Here is a 20,902-nt window from a genome sequence, read left to right on the forward strand (position 1 = left end):
GGGCGGGCGCGGCGGTCCTGGCTCGTGCCCCGGTAGACTGCCCTCGGTCGTGACTGGCGAGGGTGGGGTACCACCGGGGAGCGGCCGTCCCGTCGTTTCCGCATCGGTGGTCACGGCGGCTCACCGCCCAAGAATGCGCGCCGCCCGCCTGGGTGCCAGGGTTGTCCCAGATCCAGCTCGGATGAGGAGAACTCGATGTCCGGCGCCCCTGCGCACCACTTCAGCAGCCCCGACACGCAGTACGACGACGAGTCGCAGCGCCCCGTGCGCCGCGCGCTCCTGAGCGTCTACGACAAGACGGGCCTGACCGAGCTCGCCGCCGCCCTCCACGCCGAGGGGGTCGAGCTGGTCTCCACCGGTTCCACGGCCCAGCGCATCGCCGACGCCGGCGTCCCGGTCACGCGCGTCGAGGAGCTCACCGGCTTCCCCGAGTGCCTTGAGGGCCGCGTCAAGACGCTGCACCCGCGCGTGCACGCCGGCATCCTGGCCGACTCGCGCAAGCAGGACCACCTCGCCCAGCTCGAGCAGCTGGAGATCGCGCCCTTCGAGCTCGTCGTCGTGAACCTGTACCCGTTCGTGGAGACGGTCGCGTCGGGCGCGGAGCCGGACGCCGTCGTCGAGCAGATCGACATCGGCGGGCCGTCCATGGTGCGCGCGGCCGCGAAGAACCACCCGAGCGTCGCCGTCGTCGTCGACCCGTCGCGGTACGACGACGTCGTGGCCGCGGTCCGCGCGGGCGGGTTCACGTTCGCGCAGCGCAAGCGGCTCGCCGCGGCCGCGTTCGCGCACACGGCGGAGTACGACGTCGCCGTCGCGAACTGGTTCGCGGGCAGCTACGCCGGCGCCGAGGACGGCTGGCCGGAGTTCACCGGGGGCGCCTGGCAGAAGAAGGCGGTGCTGCGGTACGGCGAGAACCCGCACCAGGAGGCGGCGCTGTACGGCGACGGCCGGGGCGTGGGCCTCACCGCGGCCGTGCAGCTGCAGGGCAAGGAGATGTCGTACAACAACTACGTCGACGCCGACGCCGCCCGCCGCGCCGCGTTCGACCTCGACGGGCCCGCCGTCGCGATCATCAAGCACGCCAACCCGTGCGGGCTCGCGGTCGGCGACGACATCGCGCAGGCCCACGCCCGCGCGCACGCCACGGACCCGGTCTCCGCGTACGGCGGCGTGATCGCCGCGAACCGCCCGGTCTCGGTCGCGATGGCCGAGCAGGTCGCCGGCATCTTCACCGAGGTCATCGTGGCCCCGGGTTACGAGGACGGCGCCGTGGAGGTGCTGGCGCGCAAGAAGAACCTGCGGGTTCTCGTGGCGGACGCCCCGGGGCGTGAGCTCCCGGCCGAGACCCGTCAGATCAGCGGCGGCATCCTGGTCCAGGCGCGCGACACGTTCCAGGCCGGCGGCGACGACCCGGCCGCCTGGACCCTCGCCGCGGGCAAGCCGGCCGACGACGCGACCCTGGCCGACCTCGCCTTCGCCTGGCGCGCGGTCCGCGCCGCGAAGTCGAACGCGATCCTGCTCGCGGCCGACGGCGCGGCGGTCGGGATCGGCATGGGCCAGGTGAACCGGGTGGACTCCTGCCGCCTCGCCGTGGAGCGCGCCAACACGCTCGCCGAGGGCGCGGAGCGCGCCCGGGGCTCCGTCGCGGCGTCGGACGCGTTCTTCCCGTTCGCGGACGGCCTGCAGGTGCTGCTCGACGCGGGCGTGCGCGCCGTGGTGCAGCCGGGCGGCTCGATCCGTGACGAGGAGGTGGTGGCCGCCGCGACGGCCGCCGGCGTCACGATGTACTTCACGGGAACGCGCCACTTCGCGCACTGAACCCGCACCCCGTGGCGCCGTCGGACATAGGCGGCGTTACGGGGATTGTCAGACTGGCGCGTTAGCATGCGCCATCGTGGCGGAGAACCAGACCAGTCCTGCGAACGGCGAGCCGGCAGGCACCGAGTCGGTCGGCGCCGACCCCGTAGGCGCGGGCCCCGCAGGCGCAGGCCTCGCAAGCGCAGGCACTGCAGGCGCAGGCTCCGTGAGCACCGGCCCCGGCGACGGGGCCGCCGGCGTCGGCGGCTCCGCGGCGCGGGGTGCGGCGAGCGACGCGATCGACCGGCCCGTCCCGCACGTCTCCGCGCGGACCGGCTGGGTGGTGGCCGCGTTCCTGCTGTTCTGGCCCCTGGCCGTTCCCGCGCTGGTCCAGGCGGTCCGGGCCGCGCGGAACGCGGCGTCGGCGGACCTGGACGCCGCCCGGCGCGCGTCCCGGCGCGCCCTCGGGTTCGCGGTGGCGGCGATCTGCACCGGGACGCTGCTCCTGGCGGGTTCCGCCACCGCCGTGGCGATGGCCCCGGCCTGGCTGCCGGACGGCGTCCGGCAGGACCTGGGGTCCGCCGTGCTGCCGGTGCTCGCCGAGGCGGCGGGGGTCGAGACGGCGCCGCCGGAGGTCTCGGCGGGCGCGGGCGCGACCGCCGGCGTCATCGGCCCGTCCGGGACCCCGGGCGCACTGCCCGGCGGGACCGGGTCGCCGCTGCCGCTCCCGGGCGGATCCGCGGGGGCGGTGCCCTCCCCGGGGCCGACGGGAAGCGACGTCGCGGAGTGGTGGGCCACGGAGGGCCAGGAGTTCACCGACGACCCGGCCAGGACCAAGCCGGTCAACCTCGACGTGGGCGACTGCCTCGACACCGAGCAGGTCGAGGGGGTCGCGACGCTCTTCTGGATTCCCGTGGTGCCCTGCGGCGACCCGCACGGCGGCGAGGTCTTCGGGACGACACGGCTGGCGGACTCGATCGGGGCCGGCGACACCCCGACGCAGGCCGAGCTGTGGAAGGCCGCGGACTCGTACTGCTACCCGGCGTTCGAGGACTTCGTGGGCACGCCGTGGGCGTCGTCGGAGCTGGTCTACTGGCCGGTCGCGCCGTCCGAGGAGAGCTGGCGGGAGGGCGACCGCAAGGTCGCCTGCATCGTCGAGTCCAAGGACGAGGCGGTCACGGGAACGTTGAAGAGCGCGGAGCGTTGAGCGTCGCCGGAGGACGTCACCGGTCCCCGGCCGCCGGATGCGAAGCGTAGCGAAGCCGCCCGCAGGCGAGAAACCGCCGCCGCCGGAAACGGTAGCGAAGCCGCCCGCGGGCCGAGGAACGAGGCCGAGGACGGCTGAGCCCGGCGGCGGCAGACGTTGCGAGGACGGCTGAGCCCGGCGGCTCGGGAAACACTGTCAGCCGATCGGGGCGACGACGGCCAGCACGCCGATCATCACGGCGAGGGCCATGTACATCACGACGTCGAGGCCGCGCGTGCGGACCGCCAGGCCCGCCGGCGCCGGCCCGCGCAGCACGGCGCGGAACGTCCCCGCCACGGCGAGGGTCGCGGCGATGCCCAGCGTTCCCGCCCGCCCGCCGATCAGGAGGCCCAGCAGCAGCGAGATCCCGACGCCGCCGCACAGCCACCAGACCGCGCGCAGGCTGCGGCGCGACGGGTGCTCGGCGTCCAATGGATCCTCCTCGGGCACGGGCAGAACGGACAGGACGGCGTCGTCGCCGGACGACGACGGGGTCTCGTTCCAGCCTGCCTCGCCCACGGGGCCGCGCCAGTCAGGCGCGACGAGCGTGTCGGTTCCCCCCAGCGATTCGCCGGAGCGCACTGCGTTGTCGTCAGAGGTCCTGCTGAGATCCACGCGGCAGAGCCTACCTCCGGGCCGGTTGCCCCGGGACGCCCCTACGCAACCTTGCCGAAGATTTTGCGGTTACGGTTGAGACATGCGGCTCGGGAGTGTGACGATCGTCGGCGCCGGGCTGGCAGGGGCACAGATGGCCGCTGCCCTCCGGTCGCACGGGTACACCGGACACCTGACCGTCCTCGGCGCGGAAGGAGTCCCGCCCTACGACCGGCCGCCGTTGTCCAAGGAGCTGCTCAGCCGCACCGAGCCCCTCTGGATCGCGGACGATCTCGGCGTGGACCTGAGCGTGCTCGCCGACGACGTCCGCCTCGGCGAGCCCGCCACGCGCCTCGTCGCCGGGCGGCAGGACGTGGTCACCCACACGGCGTCGGGCACGATCACGTCCGACGCCGTCGTGCTGGCCTGCGGTGCCGTGCCGGTCCTGCCGCCGGACTGGAACGCGGCCGCCGTGCTGCACACGCATCAGGACGCCGCGGCGCTGCGCGCCGCGCTGCGGCCGGGACTGCGGATCGTGATCGTGGGCGCGGGCTGGATCGGCGCGGAGGTCGCGGGCGTCGCGGCCGGGGCGGGCGCCGACGTGACCGTCGTCGAGGCCGGCGGCACGCCGTTCGAGCGGCAGCTCGGCGGGGCGGTCGGGGCGCGGCTCGCGCCGTGGTTCGAGGCCGCGGGCGTGCGGCTGATCACGGGTACGCCCGTCGAGAAGGTGTCCGGTGACGGCGTGGCGACCGCCTCGGGGGAGTTCCTGCCCGCGGACCTGGTGCTGGCCGCCGTCGGCGCGCGGCCGGCGTCCGCCTGGCTGCGGGGGTCGCTGCCGCTGGATCCGGCGGGGCGGCTGCGGGTGAACCGGGCCGGGCGGTTCGTGGGCCTGCCGGGGCCGGGGGATCCCGCGGGGCGGCTGCACACGGACGCGATGGAGCGGGTGTGGGCGGTGGGCGACATCGCGACGCGCGAGCACCCGGTCTTCGGGACGGTGCCGGGCGGGCACTGGTCCGCCGCGCTGCACGACCCGGAGCTGACGGCCCGCGCGATGCTGGGCGTCGACGACCGGCCGGCGGACTCCGAGGAGGTACGGGCGCGGCTCGGGCTGGCGCCGCTGCCCTCGACGGCGCCGTACGTGTTCAGCCGGCAGCTGGGGCACGACCTGGCGCTGTTCGGGATGCCGTCCCCGTTCGAGGAGGTCGCCTTCCGGGGCGATCCGGCGACCGCCGAGCGCTGGTCGGCCTACTACGTCGAGCACTCCCTGGAACGGAACCCGCGGGTGACGGGGGAGGGCCACCACGTGGCCCGGGTGCGGGCGGTGCTGCTGGCGGACTCCCCGCGCGAGGTCGGGCAGATCCGCAAGCTGATGAACCGGCCGGAGCCCTTGCTGGTCGACCTGGAGAAGATCGTCGATCCGGCGGTGCGGTTGCGGGACGCCGTTCTGACGGACTGAGACGAGCCCGGGCGTGGCGAGCGCCCGAGAGCGGGATATCCACCCTCGGGCGCTCGCGGCGCTCAGGTGTGACCGGGCCCTGTCAGTCGGCTGCCTTGACCGTGGCGGCGGCCGGGTCGGCGTCGGTCTTGTCGTCCTCGGCGGCGTCGTCGGACGGCTTGTCGGTCACGAGCTCGTCGTCATCGTCATCGTCGTCGTCGACGTCAACGGTGGCGTCGGCGACCGGCTCCGCGGTGGCGGAGCCGAAGGCGACCGCGAAGAGGGCGGCGATGGCGGCACCGATCAGCGGGGCGACCCAGAAGAGCCAGAGCTGCGGGCTGACCGGGTCGAGCAGCTGCGGGGCGCCGTCGGCGCCCGCGGTCTCGGTCTGCGACCAGTTGTTGGCGAAGAGGGCCGCGACCGTCGAGCGGACCGGGTTGAGCCCGGTGCCCGTGGCCGCGTACGTGACGACGGTCAGGCCCGCGAGGCCGAGGCCGCCCGCCGCGGCCATGATGCCGCGGTTCCGCGTGGCCGACGCGGCGAGCGCGAGGCCCGCCAGCGCGGCCGTCGCGACGACCTCGACGATGCCCGCCTGCCACCAGGAGAAGGAGGCACCACCCTGCGAGAGGGTGTACAGCGGGGAGTGGTCGCCCCAGCCGTTCGAGGCGTCGACGAACAGCGCCTGGCCGTCCGCCTTGCTCAGGAGCTTCGGCAGGTCGCCCGGGATGGTGGAGCGGACGACGGCGCCCGCCGCGAAACCACCGACGAGCTGCCCCGCGAAGTACAGCGGCACCTCGGTCCAGCGCACGCGGCCGGCGATGGCCTGGGCGAGCGTGATCACCGGGTTGAACCAGCCGCCGGACACGTGGCCGACGGCGACCAGCGCCGCGGCGTAGGCGAGACCGGCGGTCAGGGCGACGCCGACGGCGCCCGACTGGTTGAGGAAGCTGTAGACGCCGACGCTCAGCACGCCGAGGACGAGGACGAAGGTTCCGAACGCTTCCGCGAGCACGCGGTTGAGCGTGCCGGAGCCCGTGGACTCGGCGGGGGCGTCGAGCGCGCCGTCGGGCACGGCGTACGCGTTGGCCATGAGAAGTGATCCTTTCGGGGTGGCGCACGCGAGGATGCGTGCCGTTCACGGGAGCATCCTGCCAGTAAACGCCTGAACGAATCCTGAACGAAACGGTCCGGCTCCTTGCCCGGATCACGAGTTCGCGAAGATTCTCGCGTGGGTACTGGGCAGGCCGCGGGCCGGGATGGAAGAGTGAGGGCCATGACTGAACCCGTGAACGTCACCGTCACCGGAGCCGCCGGGCAGATCGGGTACGCCCTGCTCTTCCGCATCGCCGCCGGCGAGATGCTGGGCCCGGACGTGCCGGTGCGGCTTCGCCTGCTGGAGATCCCCGCCGCCGTCAAGGCCGCCGAGGGCACGGCGATGGAACTGGACGACTGCGCCTTCGGCACGCTCGCCGGCGTCGACATCTTCGACGACCCGGTCAAGGCGTTCGAGGGCACGAACGTCGCGCTGCTCGTCGGCGCGCGTCCGCGGGGCCCGGGCATGGAGCGGGCGGATCTGCTGGAGGCGAACGGCGGGATCTTCGGCCCGCAGGGCCGTGCGATCAACGACGGCGCGGCGTCGGACGTGCGGGTGCTGGTGGTCGGCAACCCCGCCAACACCAACGCGCTCATCGCCTCGGCCCACGCGCCCGACGTGCCGCCGGAACGGTTCACCGCGATGATGCGGCTGGACCACAACCGGGCGCTCGCGCAGGTTTCGGCCCGGACGGGCACGCCCGTGAGCCGGATCAGCGGCCTGACGATCTGGGGCAACCACTCCTCGACGCAGTACCCGGACCTGTTCCACGCGACGGTGGGGGACGTCCCGGGCGCGGAGGTCGCGGCGGACACGGAGTGGCTGACCGGCACGTTCATCCCGACGGTCGCCAAGCGCGGCGCGGCGATCATCGAGGCCCGCGGGGCGTCGTCGGCCGCCTCGGCGGCGAACGCCGCGATCGAGCACGTGCGCGACTGGGCGCTCGGCACCCGCGAGGGCGACTGGACCAGCGCGGGCGTCGTCAGCCGCGGGGAGTACGGCGTGCCCGAGGGCCTCGTGTCCTCGTTCCCGGTGACGTCGGCCGGCGGCGACTGGCAGATCGTCGAGGGCCTGGAGATCGACGAGTTCTCGCGCGAGCGCATCGACGCGTCCGTCGCGGAGCTCGCCTCGGAGCGTGAGGCGGTGCAGGGGCTCGGCCTCGTCTGAGCCGCGGGGCGGGCGGCGCGCGGCGCCGTCGTCGTCGGACATCCTGCGGACGACGACGGCGCCCGGCGCGCGGCGCCGCGTGAACTCGCGGCGTGGTGTGAATCTGCGCACGCGGGGCCTCGTCCTGGGTTTCGGCGCGGTATCTTGATATCAAGAAATCGTCTGCCTAACTGATCCAGGAGCCTGTGCTGCCCATGGCCAAGATCATCTACACCCACACGGACGAGGCGCCGCTGCTGGCGACCTACTCCTTCCTCCCGATCGTGTCGGCCTACGCGGCCACGGCGGGCGTGGAGGTCGAGACCCGCGACATCTCGCTGGCCGGCCGCATCATCGCGCTGTTCCCGGACCGCCTGACGCCCGAGCAGGCGCAGCCGGACGCGCTCGCGGAGCTCGGCGAGCTGGCCACCCAGCCGGACGCGAACATCATCAAGCTGCCGAACGTCTCCGCGTCGGTGCCGCAGCTCAAGGCGGCGATCGCCGAGCTGCAGGGCAAGGGCTACGTGCTGCCGGACTACCCGGAGGACCCGCGGTCGGACGAGGAGCGCGATATCCGCGCCCGGTACGACAAGGTCAAGGGCTCGGCCGTGAACCCGGTGCTGCGTGAGGGCAACTCGGACCGCCGCGCGCCGGCGTCGGTGAAGAACTACGCGAAGGCGCACCCGCACCGCATGGGCGCGTGGAGCCCGGAGTCGAGGACGGCCGTCGCGACGATGGGCCACGACGACTTCCGGTCCAACGAGAAGTCCGTGGTCATCCCGGCCGACGACACCCTGCGCATCGAGCACGTCGCCGCCGACGGCGCCGTCACCGTCCTCAAGGACGCCGTGCCGGTCGACGCGGGCGAGGTCTTCGACGGCACGTTCATGTCGGTCTCGGCGCTGCGGACGTTCCTCACGGACGCGATCGCGAAGGCCAAGGGCGACGGCGTCCTGTTCTCCGTGCACCTCAAGGCCACGATGATGAAGGTCTCCGACCCGATCATCTTCGGCCACGTCCTCAAGGCGTTCTTCAAGCCCGTCTTCGAGCGGTACGGCAAGGTGCTGGACGACGCCGGCCTGTCGGCCAACGACGGCCTCGGGTCCGTCTACGCGGGCCTGGAGAAGCTGCCGGAGGGGGCCGAGATCCGCGCCGCGTTCGACGCCGCGCTGGCCGAGGGCCCGGCGCTCGCGATGGTGAACTCCGACAAGGGGATCACGAACCTGCACGTCCCGTCCGACGTCATCGTGGACGCCTCGATGCCCGCGATGATCCGCATCGGCGGCCACATGTGGGGGCCCGACGGCGAGGAGGCGGACACGCTCGCCGTCATCCCGGACTCCTCGTACGCCGGGGTGTACCAGGCCGTCATCGACGACTGCCGCGCCAACGGCGCGCTCGACCCGGCCACGATGGGCTCGGTGCCGAACGTCGGCCTCATGGCCAAGAAGGCCGAGGAGTACGGCTCGCACGACAAGACGTTCGAGGCCCCGGCCGACGGCGTCATCCGCGTGGTGAGCTCCGCCGGCGAGACGGTCCTGGAGCACACGGTCGAGGCGGGCGACATCTGGCGCGCCTGCCAGGCCAAGGACGTCGCGATCCGCGACTGGGTGAAGCTCGCCGTGACGCGGGCCCGGGCGACCGGCGTCCCCGCCGTCTTCTGGCTTGACGAGACCCGCGCCCACGACGCGCGGCTCGTCGAGAAGGTGCGCGAGTACCTCGAGGACGGGTCCGCGGGGGAGACCGGCGGCCTGACGATCGAGATCATGGCGCCCGCCGACGCGACGAAGTACTCGCTGGAGCGCATCCGCAAGGGTGAGGACACCATCTCGGTGACCGGCAACGTGCTGCGCGACTACAACACCGACCTGTTCCCGATCCTGGAGGTCGGGACGTCGGCGAAGATGCTGTCGGTCGTGCCGCTCATGAACGGCGGCGGCCTCTTCGAGACCGGTGCGGGCGGTTCGGCGCCGAAGCACGTGCAGCAGCTCGTCGAGGAGGACTACCTGCGGTGGGACTCGCTGGGCGAGTTCTTCGCGCTGGCGGCGTCGTTCGAGCACCTGTCGAAGTTCACGGGCAACGCGCGCGCGCAGGTGCTCGCGGACACGCTCGACCGGGCGACCGGGACGTTCCTCGACGAGGACCGCTCCCCGGGCCGCAAGCTCGGCACGATCGACAACCGCGGGTCGCACTTCTACCTGGCGCTGTACTGGGCGCAGGAGCTGGCCGCGCAGACCGGCGACGCCGAGCTGGCGGCAGCCTTCGCGCCGCTGGCCGGGAAGCTGGCGGCGGCCGAGGAGACGATCGTGGCGGAGCTGCTCGCGGTCCAGGGCAAGCCGGCCGACATCGGCGGCTACTACCGGCCGGACGAGGCCAAGGCGTCCGCGGTGATGCGCCCGAGCGCGACGTTCAACGAGGCGCTCGCCTCGCTCTGACGGTTTCCTCCCGCACGACGGCGGTCGTGGTGGCGCTCGGCACGGAACGTCACCACGACCGTCGTCGTCGTTCCCGCCGCCGGCCCCCGCCGCGACTGGGGTGCGCGGTCCGGCGCGGAAAAAGAGGCGAGGAATGTCAGTGGGGCCACGTAGCGTGAGGGGTGATGGTCGAGACACTTTCACCCCCGCAACGCGCGACCTCGACGCGAGCCGCGCGCGTCGCCGACGACCCCTCGCGGCGGCTGGACTGGCGGCGGCTGCGCGGGCCGGTGACCGCCGCCGCGCTGACCGCGCTGGTCGTGGCGGTGACCGCGCAGGCGTTCGGGTCCGTGATCGCGGGGCGGCTCGCGGAGAACGCGACCGTGACCGGGGTCGTGGCGCTCGCGCTGTGCCTGGTGGGCGGGGCGATCCTCGACAGCGCCGGGCAGGTGGCGTGGGCAGGGGTGAGCGACCGGGCCGGCGGGAAGCTCCGGCACGACCTGCTCCGCGCCGCGATGTACCAGCCGCTGGGCGTGCTCAACGAGCAGGCGGTCGGGGAGATCCTGGACCGCGTCGACGACGACACCCACGCCGCGGGCGAGCTGGTGCGCCGGCAGCTGTGGGGCGCGGCGCGGTCCGTCGTGGGATGCGTGCCGATGTGGGTCATCGCCGGGCTCCAGTGGTGGCTCGCCTGGCTCCTCTTCCCGGTGATCATCGCCACGACCGTGCTGCTGATCCGCGGGCTGCTGGGGCAGATCGTCCGGCTCAAGGTCGTGGAGGAGGCGGCGTGGACGGATCACGCCGCCGCCTTCGAGGAGGCCGTCGCGGCGCGCGACGACCTGCGGACGAGCCTGGGACGGGCCTTCGCGATCCGGCGGCTGGCCGGGTTGTCGGCCGAGGTGCACAAGCGGCTGGGCGACGTCGTGCGGGTCGAGTCGACGATGCTGCGGCGGGCCGGGATCCTGCTGCACGCCCTGCTCGCCGGCGTCGCGATGGTCGGCGTGGCCATGGCCGCGAACGGGGACCTGCCCGTGGCCCAGCTCGTCACGCTGTTCCTGGTCACGGCCGGCTTCGTCGGGCAGACCGACCAGCTGATCCACCACCTGCCGGACATCCAGGAGGGCCTCGGCGCGCTGCAGCGGATCCGGGGGATGCTGTCCGTCGAGCCCGAGCCGGCGGGCGGCGAGCCCGTGCCGGAGCCGCCGCTCGACCTGGAGCTGAGGGACCTGGACTTCGCGTACGCCGAGGGCACGTTCGCGCTGCGGGGCGTGAGCCTGACCGTCCCCGCGGGCGAGACCGTGGCGCTGGTCGGGCGGACGGGGTCGGGGAAGTCGACGCTGGCGTCGCTGCTGTCGCGGGCCGTCGAGCCGCCGCGGGGATCGGTGTTCCTCGGCGGCGCCGACGTGCGGGACCTCGACCTCCAGGAGCTGCGCGGCGCCGTCGGCGTCGTGACCCAGCGCACCGAGATCCTGGCGGGGACGCTCGCGGAGAACATCACGCTGTTCGCCGACGTCCCCCGGGACCAGATCGAGGCCGCCGTCGCCGAGCTGGGGCTCACCGACTGGGCCGACGGGCTCCCGGACGGGCTGGACACGCTGCTGGGCCCGGGCGGGACCCGGCTGTCGGCGGGCGAGGAGCAGCTCGTCGCGTTCGCGCGGCTGCTGGTGCGGCACGTGCAGGTCGTGGTGCTCGACGAGGCGACGGCGCGCATGGACCCGCTGACCGAGGCGCGGGTCGTCGCGGCGTCGGACAGGCTGCTCACCGGCCGCACGGGCGTGCTCATCGCGCACCGCCTCAGCACGATCGAGCGGGCCGGGCACGTGGCCGTGCTGGATCACGGCCGGGTGGTGCAGAACGGCCCGCGGGCCGAGCTGGCGACCGCTCCCGGTCCGTTCCGGGACCTGCTCGCCGCCAGCGCCTCGCACGCCGCCGACGACGGGCTGCTCGAGGAAGGCCCCGAGGGCGAGGGGCCGGACGACGCCGCCGCACCGGGTGCCACGGCTCGGTCCGCCGCGGCTGAGATCGGCACCCCGCACCGGGGCGCGGTCTCGCCAGCCGGCAGCATCGCGTCCCGGGCGCCGGGCGCCGAGCCGGAGGCCGGCGCACCGTCGCCGGCCGACAGCGTGGGAACCAGACGGCGGCGCGGGACGCCGCCCGAGATCGAGGACCCGGGCCACGGGCCGAGCCTGGCGCGCAGCGTGCTGCACGCCGTCTTCGTGCGGCCGCAGTGGGGCTTCTTCGGGGTGATCCTCTTCCTGCTGTTCAGCATGGTCAACGCCGCGGGTGTGCTCACCACGTTCCTGTGGGGCCGCATCGTGGGCGACGTCAGCTCGGGCGCCGGCATCCCGGTCGCCGAGTTCATCGGGTTGCCGATCCTGCTGGTCGCCTCGCCGATCCTGCTCGCGCACGCGATCTACATCTACCCGAAGTGGTGGATCGAGCTCCTGCTGCGGATCCGCATGTCGGTGATGGCGGGGCAGACCGCCCAGCGTCGGCTGCCCGCGACGCCGCCCGGCGAGATCGTGGCGCGCGCGATGGACGCGGACCGGTTCGTGAACTACACCGACCGCTGGATCGACTTCGGCAACAGCCTGATCGTGACCGCCGTCGCCGCGCTGGTCTCCCGGTCGTGGCTGGTGGGCGGGGTGCTGTTCAGCGTCATGGCGATCTCGGCGCTGGCCGCCACGATCGGCCGGCCCATCGCGGGGCGGTCGGCGACGAAGTCGTCGGCCGCGCGCGCCCGGTTCGGGCGGGCGCTCGTCTCGGCGCTGGACTCCGCGCGGACCGTCAAGCTCGCCGCGCGCACGTCGGAGGTGCACGAGCACCTGCGCCAGGTGGACGGCGGACGGGTGCGGGCGGCGATCTTCGAGCACCGGGTCTACACCGTGCTGGAGGGCGTGCCGGGCGTGGTGCTGCAGGCCGGGGTCGTGGTGGCCTGGATCCTGCTGCTGCAGGGCACGTGGGACCTGGCGACCACCCTGATGGTGGCCGGGGCGGTCGCCGGGTTCGGCTGGTTCGGCATGGTCGCGGGCATGGTCGTCACCGAGGCACCGGGCACCCGGAACTGGCAGAAGGCGACCAGCCGGTTCGCCGGCGGCGTCGACCTCGTGAACCGGACCGACGGCGTCGACCTGCACACCGGCGCGGCGCCGGCGCCGGAGCCCGGCCCCCGGGAACCGCTCGACCACCTCGAGCTGCGCGGCCTCACCGCCGTGCACGACGACGGCACGATCGGCGTCTCGGACGTGGACCTCACGGTGCGGCGCGGCGAGCTCGTGCTGCTCCTCGGCCAGGTGGGCTCGGGCAAGTCGAGCCTCCTGTCCTCGCTGGCCGGGCTCATGGAGCACACGGGCGAGATCCGGTGGAACGAGACCGAGGTCACCGACGCGCAGCTCTTCCTGCGCCCGGGCCAGGTCGCGTACGTCGCCCAGATCCCGCGCGTGCTGTCCGGGACCTTCGCGGACAACGTGCGCCTGGACCACGACCGCGAGCTCGACGGCCCGGTCGAGGCGGCCCGCCTCGCCCCGGACATCGCCGACGCCGGCGGCCCGCACTCGCTGGTCGGCCATCGCGGCGTCCGCCTGTCCGGCGGCCAGGTCCAGCGCCTGGCCCTGGCCCGGGCCCTCGCGGCCGACGCCGAGCTGCTCCTGGCCGACGACGTCTCGTCGGCCCTGGACGCCGCCACCGAGATCGAGCTCTGGGAGGCCCTGCGCGAGCGCGGCACCACGGTCATCGGCGCCACGTCGAAGCGAGCCGCCCTGGCCCGCGCCGACCGCGTCGTCGTCCTCGACGAGGGCCGGATCGCGGCGACGGGCCCCTGGCGGGACCTGGCCCCCCGCTGGAGCCACCTGGCGGGCTGACGCGCCGCCGGGCGGGATGTCGTTCGTGCGACCGGGGTTGCGCACGACCGGCATCCCGCCCGGCGACGCCTCGCACGTGCGCGCCCGGATACCGTGGCGCCATGGACATCACCTTCCGGGACGCCGTTCGTGACGACCTGCCACGGATCGTCGAGCTCATCGCCGACGACGCCGTGGCGGCAGCGCGGACCGGGGCCTTCGGCGAGGCGCACCTGCGCGGGTTCGAGGCCATCCAGGCGAGCCCGGACAACGACCTCGTGGTCGCCGAACGGGACGGTGCGGTGATCGGCTGCATGCAGCTGACCTACCTCCCCGGGATCTCGCGCAACGGGGCGAGCCGGCTCCTCGTGGAGGCGGTCCGCGTCGACAGGGAGCTCCGAGGGGCGGGCGTCGGCCGTGCCCTGATGGAACACGCGCACGCACGCGGCCGTGCCCGCGGCTGCACGCTCGCCCAGCTCACCAGCGACAAGCAGCGCCCGGACGCCCACCGCTTCTACCTGTCGCTCGGGTACGCCCGGTCCCACGAGGGCTTCAAGCTGCCGCTCACCCCGTGACGCGCCCGGGTCCCGGCAGCCGTTTCGCTCCCGGTACGTCCCGGTCGCGGTAGCATCCCCACGACCATCCGACCCGGGGGATCAAGTGAACACCGAAGAGCGCGACCACCTGGCCTTTCGATCGCATGCGAACGCGCTCGCCCGGCTGATCGCGGCCCGGGCGACGGCCCCGCCGCTCGCCGTCGCGCTGCTGGCCGAATGGGGCGGCGGGAAGTCGGCCTTCCTGCGGCTGCTCGGCGACGCGATCGAGGGCCTCACCACGAGCGGGGACGCGCAGGTCGTCGACCGGCTCTCGGTGGTCCGGTTCAACGCCTGGCACCGCAGCGACCGGTCCGTCCTGGTGGGGATCTTCGGCCGCGTGGTCGAGGCCTTCGGGGAGCACGACCACGACGCGCGGGACGTCCGCCGGGACGGTGCCCGGCGCCGTGCCGCGCGGCGCCGGGCGGCCGCCGTCGGCTGGATCGAGCGCCTCGACGAACGCGAGGAACGGCTCGAGCACGAGGCCGCCCGGCCCGCCCCCGGGCCGTGGTCGGCGCTGTGGCGCCGGCTCAAGCTGGTCGCCCTCGTCCCGTGGGCGCTCGTGCAGGGCAGCTGGCGCACGGCGGCCGTGCTGACGGTCCTGCTCGTGGTGGCGCTCGCGCTGGTCCTCGGCCCGTTCGTGCTGCCGCTGATCGACAAGGAGCTGAACGGATGGCTGTCGGGCGCCGAGGCCTGGGTCAACGGCGCGCTGGCGTCGTCCGGTGTGGCGGCCCTGGTCGCGGCCCTGGTCGCGGTGTACCGGATGCGGGTCAGGAGGGCCGCCGGCACGGACGAGGACGGCGCCGGATCGCTCGCCGGGCTCATCGCCGCGACGATCGACCAGGAGCGGGACAAGGCCGAGGCGCGCATCGCCGAGATCGACGCGGAGGACGCCACCCGCGGCATCGCCGACCTGGTGCACGACGGCGACCGCCGCGCCCGCCTGGAGGCCGCCCGCGGGTTCGTCGGGCACCTGGGCAACGAGCTGGGCGACTTCGCCGAGCAGGTGGCCGCGGCGGAGGACTACTGGCGGCGCCGGGCCCAGGCGGACGGCGGCGGCACGGACCGCGTCGTCCTGCTCGTCGACGACCTGGACCGCTGCCCCCCGGAACGCGTCGTCGAGGTGCTGCACGCCCTGGCGATGCTCCAGTACACGAGCCTGTTCGTGGTGGTGATCGCGGCGGACCCGCGCTGGCTCCGCCGGTCGGTGGAGGTCGCGGGCGACAGGACCGGCACCGAGGGCTCCCACCTCGAGGGATACGTCGACGACGCCGTCGCCTACCTCGACGCGGCCTTCCAGATCCCGTTCGCCCTCCCGCAGACCGTCCGGTCCGACGGCGGGCGCTACCTGCTCGCCACGGCGGCCGACCAGGACCTCCTGCCCCCGCGCATCGAGCTCACCGCCGCAGGGCTCTCCCGGGTCCCGGTCGCCGACCCGGGCCCGGCGGCCGTCCTGGGCGAACCGCAGCGGTTCCTGGGCGAGACCGCCCCGTTCACCCCGCACGAGATCCGGACCCTGGCCGCCGTCTCCGGCGTGCTCCCGCACCCCCGCGCCGTGAAGAAGTTCCTGGTGCTCTACCGGCTGGTCCGGATGGGCACCCACCTGCCGGGCCACGCCCGGTTCACCGACCGCACCGGCGAGCACCGCCCGGTGGCGGTGCTGCTCGCGCTCCTCGTCGGCGTCCCGGCGCAGGCCGCGCAGGTCCTCCGTCAGCTGGACGACGTCGCCGACGACGCCGCCCTCGCCGACGTCGTCGCCTCGCTGTCCGGCCAGCACGCCGTCGCGGGCCACGAGCCCTGCGGGGAGTGCCTCGCCTGGCGCCGCACCCGCGCCGTCGTCGCACAGGCCGCCGAGGCGGGCGCCCCGCTCACGGTGGGCCCGTACCGCGGCTGGGCGGACGAGGTGTCCCGCTTCTCCTTCCGCACCGACCACCTCGCCTGAGGCCGCGGGAGCCGGGCGGGCCGCCCGGCTCCACCCCCGCGCCTCCGGCGAAAGGAGCCCGGCAACCGGGCGGCCCGGCCCCGGCCCCTCGGCGTGCGATGAGTTCGCCGGACCGGCATCGTCGGTACCGGCAGCAGCGACCCCGGAGCGGCCGGGGCCCGGATCCAGGAGGACTCGTCCCATGGCCAAGATCTCTTCCAGCATGTTCATCTCGCTCGACGGCGTCGTCGAGGTGGGCGAGGGCGAATGGCACTTCCCGTACTTCGACGAGAAGCTCGGTGAGGCCGTCACCAGGACGCACGCCGCGCCCCGCATGCTGTTCGGCCGGGTCACCTACGACAGCTTCGCCGGGGCCTGGCCCGAGCGGGAGCTGGCCGGCGAGGAGGACGCCCAGATGGCCAAGGATCTGGGCGACAAGCGCAAGTACGTGCTGTCGAGCCAGAAGCTCGACCTCACGTGGCGCAACTCCGAGCAGCTCGAGGGGGACTTCGTCGAGGCCGTGACCCGGATCAAGGACGAGCCGGGCGACATCTTCCTCTCGGGCTCGCCGTCCGTGGTGCGCCAGCTCGTCGAGCACGGCCTGCTCGACGAGCTCCACCTCTTCGTGCACCCGATCCTCGCCGGCAACGGCCTGGCCAGGCTGTTCCCCGAGGACGGCCCGCGGACGCCCCTCCGGCTCACGCACCACGAGGCGTTCCCCACGGGCATGCTCCACCTCACCTACGTCCCGGACACCGAGCAGCGCACCGGCGGCTACGAGGAGGCGAGGCAGCACATCGCCGGGTGAAGGGCTGAAGGGATTCTGAAACCGTTGTCCGCTGGACTGGTCCCAGCCCGCGGAGTGCTGCGGCGTGTCCACGAGACGAGGAGGCATCGATGTTGCGGATCCGCTTCTCCGCGGATGATCTCGGGCGAGTCCGGTTGGCGCAGGCTCCCGATCCTCTGTGGGAGATGCGGCTCAGTGCCCAGCTCCTGATGCGCACCGGCACCCCGCACCGGTTCCTGCGGTGGCGCTCCGACGTCGTGCGCACGATGCCACGTGAGGCGCTGCCGTACCTGCTGCTCACGCCGCGCAACGGCGTCGGCCCCGAGTTCCTGACGCCGGACGCCGGCTCGGCGTCGTTCGACGACGGTGTCGACGAGGTGCTCGCCACCCCGACCCACCGCCTGAAGGCGGACCTGGGCGAACTGACCGTGCCGCCCGGCATCGCGCGCTGGGTGGAGGACCTCGCGGGCGGATCGCCCCAGGCGTCGGAGCTGTTGCGGCGCAGCATGGTGGCGTACCACCGGCACGTCGTGGCGCCCCTCTGGGACAGGGTGTGCCGGGCCGTCGCCGGCGACCTCACGCTCCGGGCCCGGGAGATGGCGACGGGCGGGATCGAGCGGACCCTGTCGACGCTGCATCCCGGGATCGAGCTCGGGAGGTCGGTCCTGGCCGTCCACGGCTGCCCGGGCGACCGGCAGCTGGACCTGTGCGGCAGCGGCCTGGTGATCCGGCCGGCGTACTTCTTGCCCGGCGGTCCCGTGTTCCGCGCGGGACGCCCGGACGGGGGCACGCTCGTCATCCCGGCGGCGTACGACGTCGCCGCGGGGCAGGATCGTGGCGAGGCGCTCGGCGCGCTGCTCGGCCGCACCCGCGCGGCCGTGCTCCGCGCGATCCAGTCCGCGGCACCGACGACGTCCGCCCTGGCGCGGATGCTGGCGATCACGCCCGCCTCCGCGTCGGAGCACGCCTCGGTGCTGCGGGCCGCGGGGCTCATCACGTCGGACCGGGACGGGCGGCGCGTGATCCACCGCGTCACGGCGCTCGGCTCGAGCCTGCTCCCGGAGGCCCGGACGGCCGGAGGCGTGCCCCGGGACGAGACCCCGGCCCGGACCGGGAGCCTGCCCCGGGACGGCCGCTCCGTGGTGCCCGTCGCCTGCGGCTCATGACATCGTGCCGGCACCGGCTCTCAGGAGGCGGTCGAGGAGGTCCTGGCGGTGGAGCGACCTGGCGTCGATGGCGGCGCCGCTGTCGACCAGCTCCAGGGTCTCCCGCCAGGTCGTGATCGCCTGCTCGGTGCGGCCCTCCGCGAGTTCCAGGTCGCCCAGCCTGCGCAGGATCTCGACGGTGACCCACGGCCACCGGATGGATCCGGCCAGCTCCCGCGCGTGCTCGAGGACCGGCCGGGCCTCGTGGAGCCTGCCGAGACCGGTCAGGATCTCCGCCCGGACGATGCGCGCGAAGCCGGATGCCCTCTCCGCTCCCAGCTCGTCGAAGCGGGCGATGGCCGCGTCGATCGCCTCCAGGGCCGCGGCGAGGTCCCGGACGCCGAGGTGGACGTGCGCCAGGTGGTACCAGGACCGCGCCTCGCGGACCGACCCGATCCTTCGCGCCACCTCGACGCTCTCGAGGGCGGCGGGCAGGGCGAGGTCGTTCCGCCCGGCTCGCCGGTACGCGTGCGAGAGGTTCTGCGTCGCCGCGACGACGCCGCTGTCGACGCCCAGGCGCAGGTAGATGCTCCGCGCGCGGACGAAGTGCGCCTCGGCCTGCCGGACCGCCTGCAGCCTGAGGCTGCTGTTGCCGAGCTCGTTCAGGAGCGCGGCCTCCAGGACGTCGTGGCCGTGCTCCCGGGCCGCGTCGAGGGCGCGGGCCTGCAGGCGCGCCCCGGTCATCGGCGGCTCGAAGTCGAGCAGGTACGGGAAGAGACGGGCGACCAGCACGGCCGCGGCGGCGCGGAGCTCGGCCTGCCCCAGGCCGAACTCGGCCACCTGGATCAGCCCGGGTCCCTCCAGGAGCACCCACTCGCGGGCGGGTTCCGTGCCGGTGAACCGCTCGACGACGACGCCCGGCTCGGGGGACGTCGTGACCTCGTCGAGCACGAGCGTCGGGTCCGTCGCGACCGACGCCGCATGCGCGCCGTGCGATGCCCAGCTCGTCAGCCGGCGCAGCGCGGCCGTTCGCTCGTCGCCGGACCGCACGGCCTCGCGACCGTAGCCACGCACCAGGTCGTGCATCTCGTGGCGGCCCGGCGCCGAGGACTCGAGGAGGCTCAGGTCCGTGAGCCGGGCGATCCGGCGCGCGGTCTGCCGCTCGCTCGTCCCCGCCAGCGACGCGGCGGCGGGCACCCCGAACGAGCAGGTGGGACTCAGCGCGGACAGCCGGAACGCCCGCGCCGCGTCCGCGTCGAGGGACCCGTACGACCAGGAGAAGACGGCCCGCAGGTCGGTGCGCGGGTCGCCGTCCAGGTCGAGACGGGCCAGGCGCTGCACCTCGCCGCCGAGGTCCCGCAGGGTCGCCGCGAGGGCGGTGGCGCAGTCCGCGCCCTCGTCGCGCTGGTCCCGCACGTGCTCGGCGATCAGCCGGACGGCGAGCGGGTACCCGTCGGCGATCCCGGCGAGCGCGGCGAGGGCGGGTCCGTGCCCGGGCGCGGCGAACTCCTCGTCCAGGCACGCGCGGAGCAGGGCCACGCCGTCGGACGCCTCCAGCGGCCGGACCGCCAGGTCCCGCGCCTCGCCCCGCGCGGTCAGGCTCCGCATCCGGTTCCGGCTCGTGACCAGGACGTGCGCGCCGCTCGCGGGCAGCAGCGGCCGCACCTGCTCGGCCTCGTACGCGTTGTCGAGCAGGATCAGGATCCGCCGGTCCTGCAGGACGCTGCGGAACAGGGCCGCCGCGCCGTCGAGATCGCCGGGGATCTCCCGGGCGGGCACCCCGAGCGAGCCCAGCAGCCGCGCCAGGGCGTCGGTGGGGCGGACCCGTGCGGCGGGGTCGAATCCCCGCAGGTTGACGTAGAGGGTCCCGTCCGGGAACTCGTTCTCGACACCGTGCGACCAGTGCACGGCCACGGCCGTCTTGCCCACGGCGCCCGGCCCGTGGAGCACGGTGACGACGGGATGCGTGCGGTCGTCGGCGGCCAGCCCCGCGTCGAGGGTGCGCAGCAGGTCCGCGCGGCCGGTGAATCCTGTGGAGTCCGCGGGCAGCTCCCGCGGGATCACCCGGGCGCGGCCGGTGCGGGCCGCCCGGAGCACCCGGTCGCCGCGGAGCAGGGAGGCGTGCAGCTCCCGGAGCTCGGGCGCCGGGTCGACGCCCAGATCCTCGGACAGGCGCCGCCGGAACCGCTCGTACTCGGCGACGGCCTCGGCCTGGCGCCCGTTGCCGGCCAACGCCCGCACGAGCCGCAGCCACAGGGACTCGCGGAACGGATGCCGCTCGCCCTGCTCGCGCAACCGGTCGAGCAGCTCACCCGGCCGCCCGGCGACGTGATCGAGATCCGCCGCCTCCTCCAGCACGTCGAGGTACTGCCCGGTCAGGCGATCCCGTGCGGGGCCGGCCAGCCACTCCGACCGGCCGTCGGGGAACGGCTCCCCGCGCCACAGGGCGATCGCCCCGGCGAGCGCGGCGCGCCGATCGGCGGCGCTCGCATCCGTCTCGCGGGCCGCGAGCGTGCCGAACCGCACCGCGTCGACATCGGCCCGCTCCGGCGACAGGCGGTACCCGCCGGCCCTGGACTCGATCACCCCGCCACCGAGCGCCGCCCGCAGCCGGGCCACGTACGTCTGGAGTGCCGACCGCGGCCTGGCCGGCAGTCCGTCGGGGTCCCAGACCCGTTCGGCGAGCACCTCGGTCGGAACCGTCTCGCCCGCCGACAGCGCCAGGACCGCCAGCACGGCCAGGGGCCGCCGTCCGACGACGTCGATCCTGCGCCCATCCACGTCGACCACCAGTGGTCCGAGAAGCTGGATCCGCACATCCGTCATATGTCCAGCATGAGCGTTTCGGCCGCTGACAGCCAGGAACGTGAAGGTGATTAACTAAAATCCACC

At 74.4% G+C, this 20,902-nt stretch carries 13 protein-coding genes; 10 read left to right on the forward strand and 3 right to left on the reverse strand.

The window, feature by feature from the left end; genetic code table 11:
* Window positions 1-195: 195 nt before the first annotated feature.
* Window positions 196-1,818: a bifunctional phosphoribosylaminoimidazolecarboxamide formyltransferase/IMP cyclohydrolase gene (gene purH, locus ABD208_RS02415; protein WP_344099116.1), complete on the forward strand. Its 1,623-nt coding sequence runs from the start codon at window positions 196-198 to the stop codon at window positions 1,816-1,818.
* Window positions 1,819-2,023: 205 nt separating this feature from the next.
* Entirely contained in the window at window positions 2,024-3,004 is a 981-nt protein-coding gene (locus ABD208_RS02420) for a septum formation family protein (protein WP_344099118.1), read from the forward strand.
* A gap of 195 nt (window positions 3,005-3,199) precedes the next feature.
* On the opposite strand, the gene ABD208_RS02425 is transcribed toward ABD208_RS02420, so the two are convergent.
* Window positions 3,200-3,658, reverse strand: coding sequence for a DUF3017 domain-containing protein (locus ABD208_RS02425; protein ID WP_344099120.1), 459 nt, complete (start codon window positions 3,656-3,658; stop codon window positions 3,200-3,202).
* Window positions 3,659-3,740: 82 nt separating this feature from the next.
* Between ABD208_RS02425 and ABD208_RS02430 the strand changes: the two genes are divergently transcribed.
* The gene (locus ABD208_RS02430) at window positions 3,741-5,093 is read left to right on the forward strand and encodes an NAD(P)/FAD-dependent oxidoreductase (protein ID WP_344099122.1); all 1,353 of its coding nucleotides are present in this window, start codon (window positions 3,741-3,743) and stop codon (window positions 5,091-5,093) included.
* 82 nt (window positions 5,094-5,175) lie between these two features.
* Here ABD208_RS02430 and ABD208_RS02435 read toward each other — a convergent pair whose 3' ends face one another.
* Window positions 5,176-6,162, reverse strand: a complete 987-nt coding sequence (locus ABD208_RS02435) for an aquaporin (RefSeq protein WP_344099124.1) — start codon at window positions 6,160-6,162, stop codon at window positions 5,176-5,178.
* Window positions 6,163-6,345: 183 nt separating this feature from the next.
* On the opposite strand from ABD208_RS02435, the gene ABD208_RS02440 reads away from it, so the two are divergent.
* The 7 genes from ABD208_RS02440 to ABD208_RS02470 all read left to right on the forward strand — a co-directional run bounded on the left by ABD208_RS02440 (window position 6,346) and on the right by ABD208_RS02470 (window position 18,031).
* Window positions 6,346-7,332, forward strand: a complete 987-nt coding sequence (locus ABD208_RS02440) for a malate dehydrogenase (RefSeq protein ID WP_344099126.1) — start codon at window positions 6,346-6,348, stop codon at window positions 7,330-7,332.
* A gap of 194 nt (window positions 7,333-7,526) precedes the next feature.
* Window positions 7,527-9,746 (forward strand): NADP-dependent isocitrate dehydrogenase, encoded by a 2,220-nt coding sequence (locus ABD208_RS02445; RefSeq protein WP_344099128.1) that lies wholly within the window; start codon window positions 7,527-7,529, stop codon window positions 9,744-9,746.
* Between the two features lie 164 nt (window positions 9,747-9,910).
* Window positions 9,911-13,585 carry an ATP-binding cassette domain-containing protein gene (locus tag ABD208_RS02450; RefSeq protein ID WP_344099130.1) on the forward strand — a complete coding sequence of 1,225 codons (3,675 nt, stop codon included), beginning with the start codon at window positions 9,911-9,913 and terminating at the stop codon, window positions 13,583-13,585.
* Window positions 13,586-13,686: 101 nt separating this feature from the next.
* Window positions 13,687-14,139, forward strand: coding sequence for a GNAT family N-acetyltransferase (locus ABD208_RS02455; protein ID WP_344099132.1), 453 nt, complete (start codon window positions 13,687-13,689; stop codon window positions 14,137-14,139).
* Window positions 14,140-14,224: 85 nt separating this feature from the next.
* On the forward strand, window positions 14,225-16,099 hold the full coding sequence (locus ABD208_RS02460) for a P-loop NTPase fold protein (protein ID WP_344099134.1): 1,875 nt from the start codon (window positions 14,225-14,227) through the stop codon (window positions 16,097-16,099).
* Between the two features lie 181 nt (window positions 16,100-16,280).
* The gene (locus tag ABD208_RS02465) at window positions 16,281-16,886 is read left to right on the forward strand and encodes a dihydrofolate reductase family protein (RefSeq protein ID WP_344099136.1); all 606 of its coding nucleotides are present in this window, start codon (window positions 16,281-16,283) and stop codon (window positions 16,884-16,886) included.
* 164 nt (window positions 16,887-17,050) lie between these two features.
* A complete protein-coding gene (locus ABD208_RS02470) occupies window positions 17,051-18,031 on the forward strand; it encodes an ArsR/SmtB family transcription factor (protein ID WP_344099138.1) in 981 nt (326 codons plus the stop codon).
* Here ABD208_RS02470 and ABD208_RS02475 read toward each other — a convergent pair.
* Window positions 18,026-20,836 (reverse strand): AfsR/SARP family transcriptional regulator, encoded by a 2,811-nt coding sequence (locus ABD208_RS02475; RefSeq protein ID WP_344099140.1) that lies wholly within the window; start codon window positions 20,834-20,836, stop codon window positions 18,026-18,028. The two genes, ABD208_RS02470 and ABD208_RS02475, sit on opposite strands and share 6 nt — an antisense overlap.
* Window positions 20,837-20,902 lie beyond the last annotated feature (66 nt).

The sequence above is a fragment of the Myceligenerans crystallogenes genome (assembly GCF_039529775.1).
In the GTDB taxonomy this organism is placed as follows: domain Bacteria; phylum Actinomycetota; class Actinomycetes; order Actinomycetales; family Cellulomonadaceae; genus Myceligenerans; species Myceligenerans crystallogenes.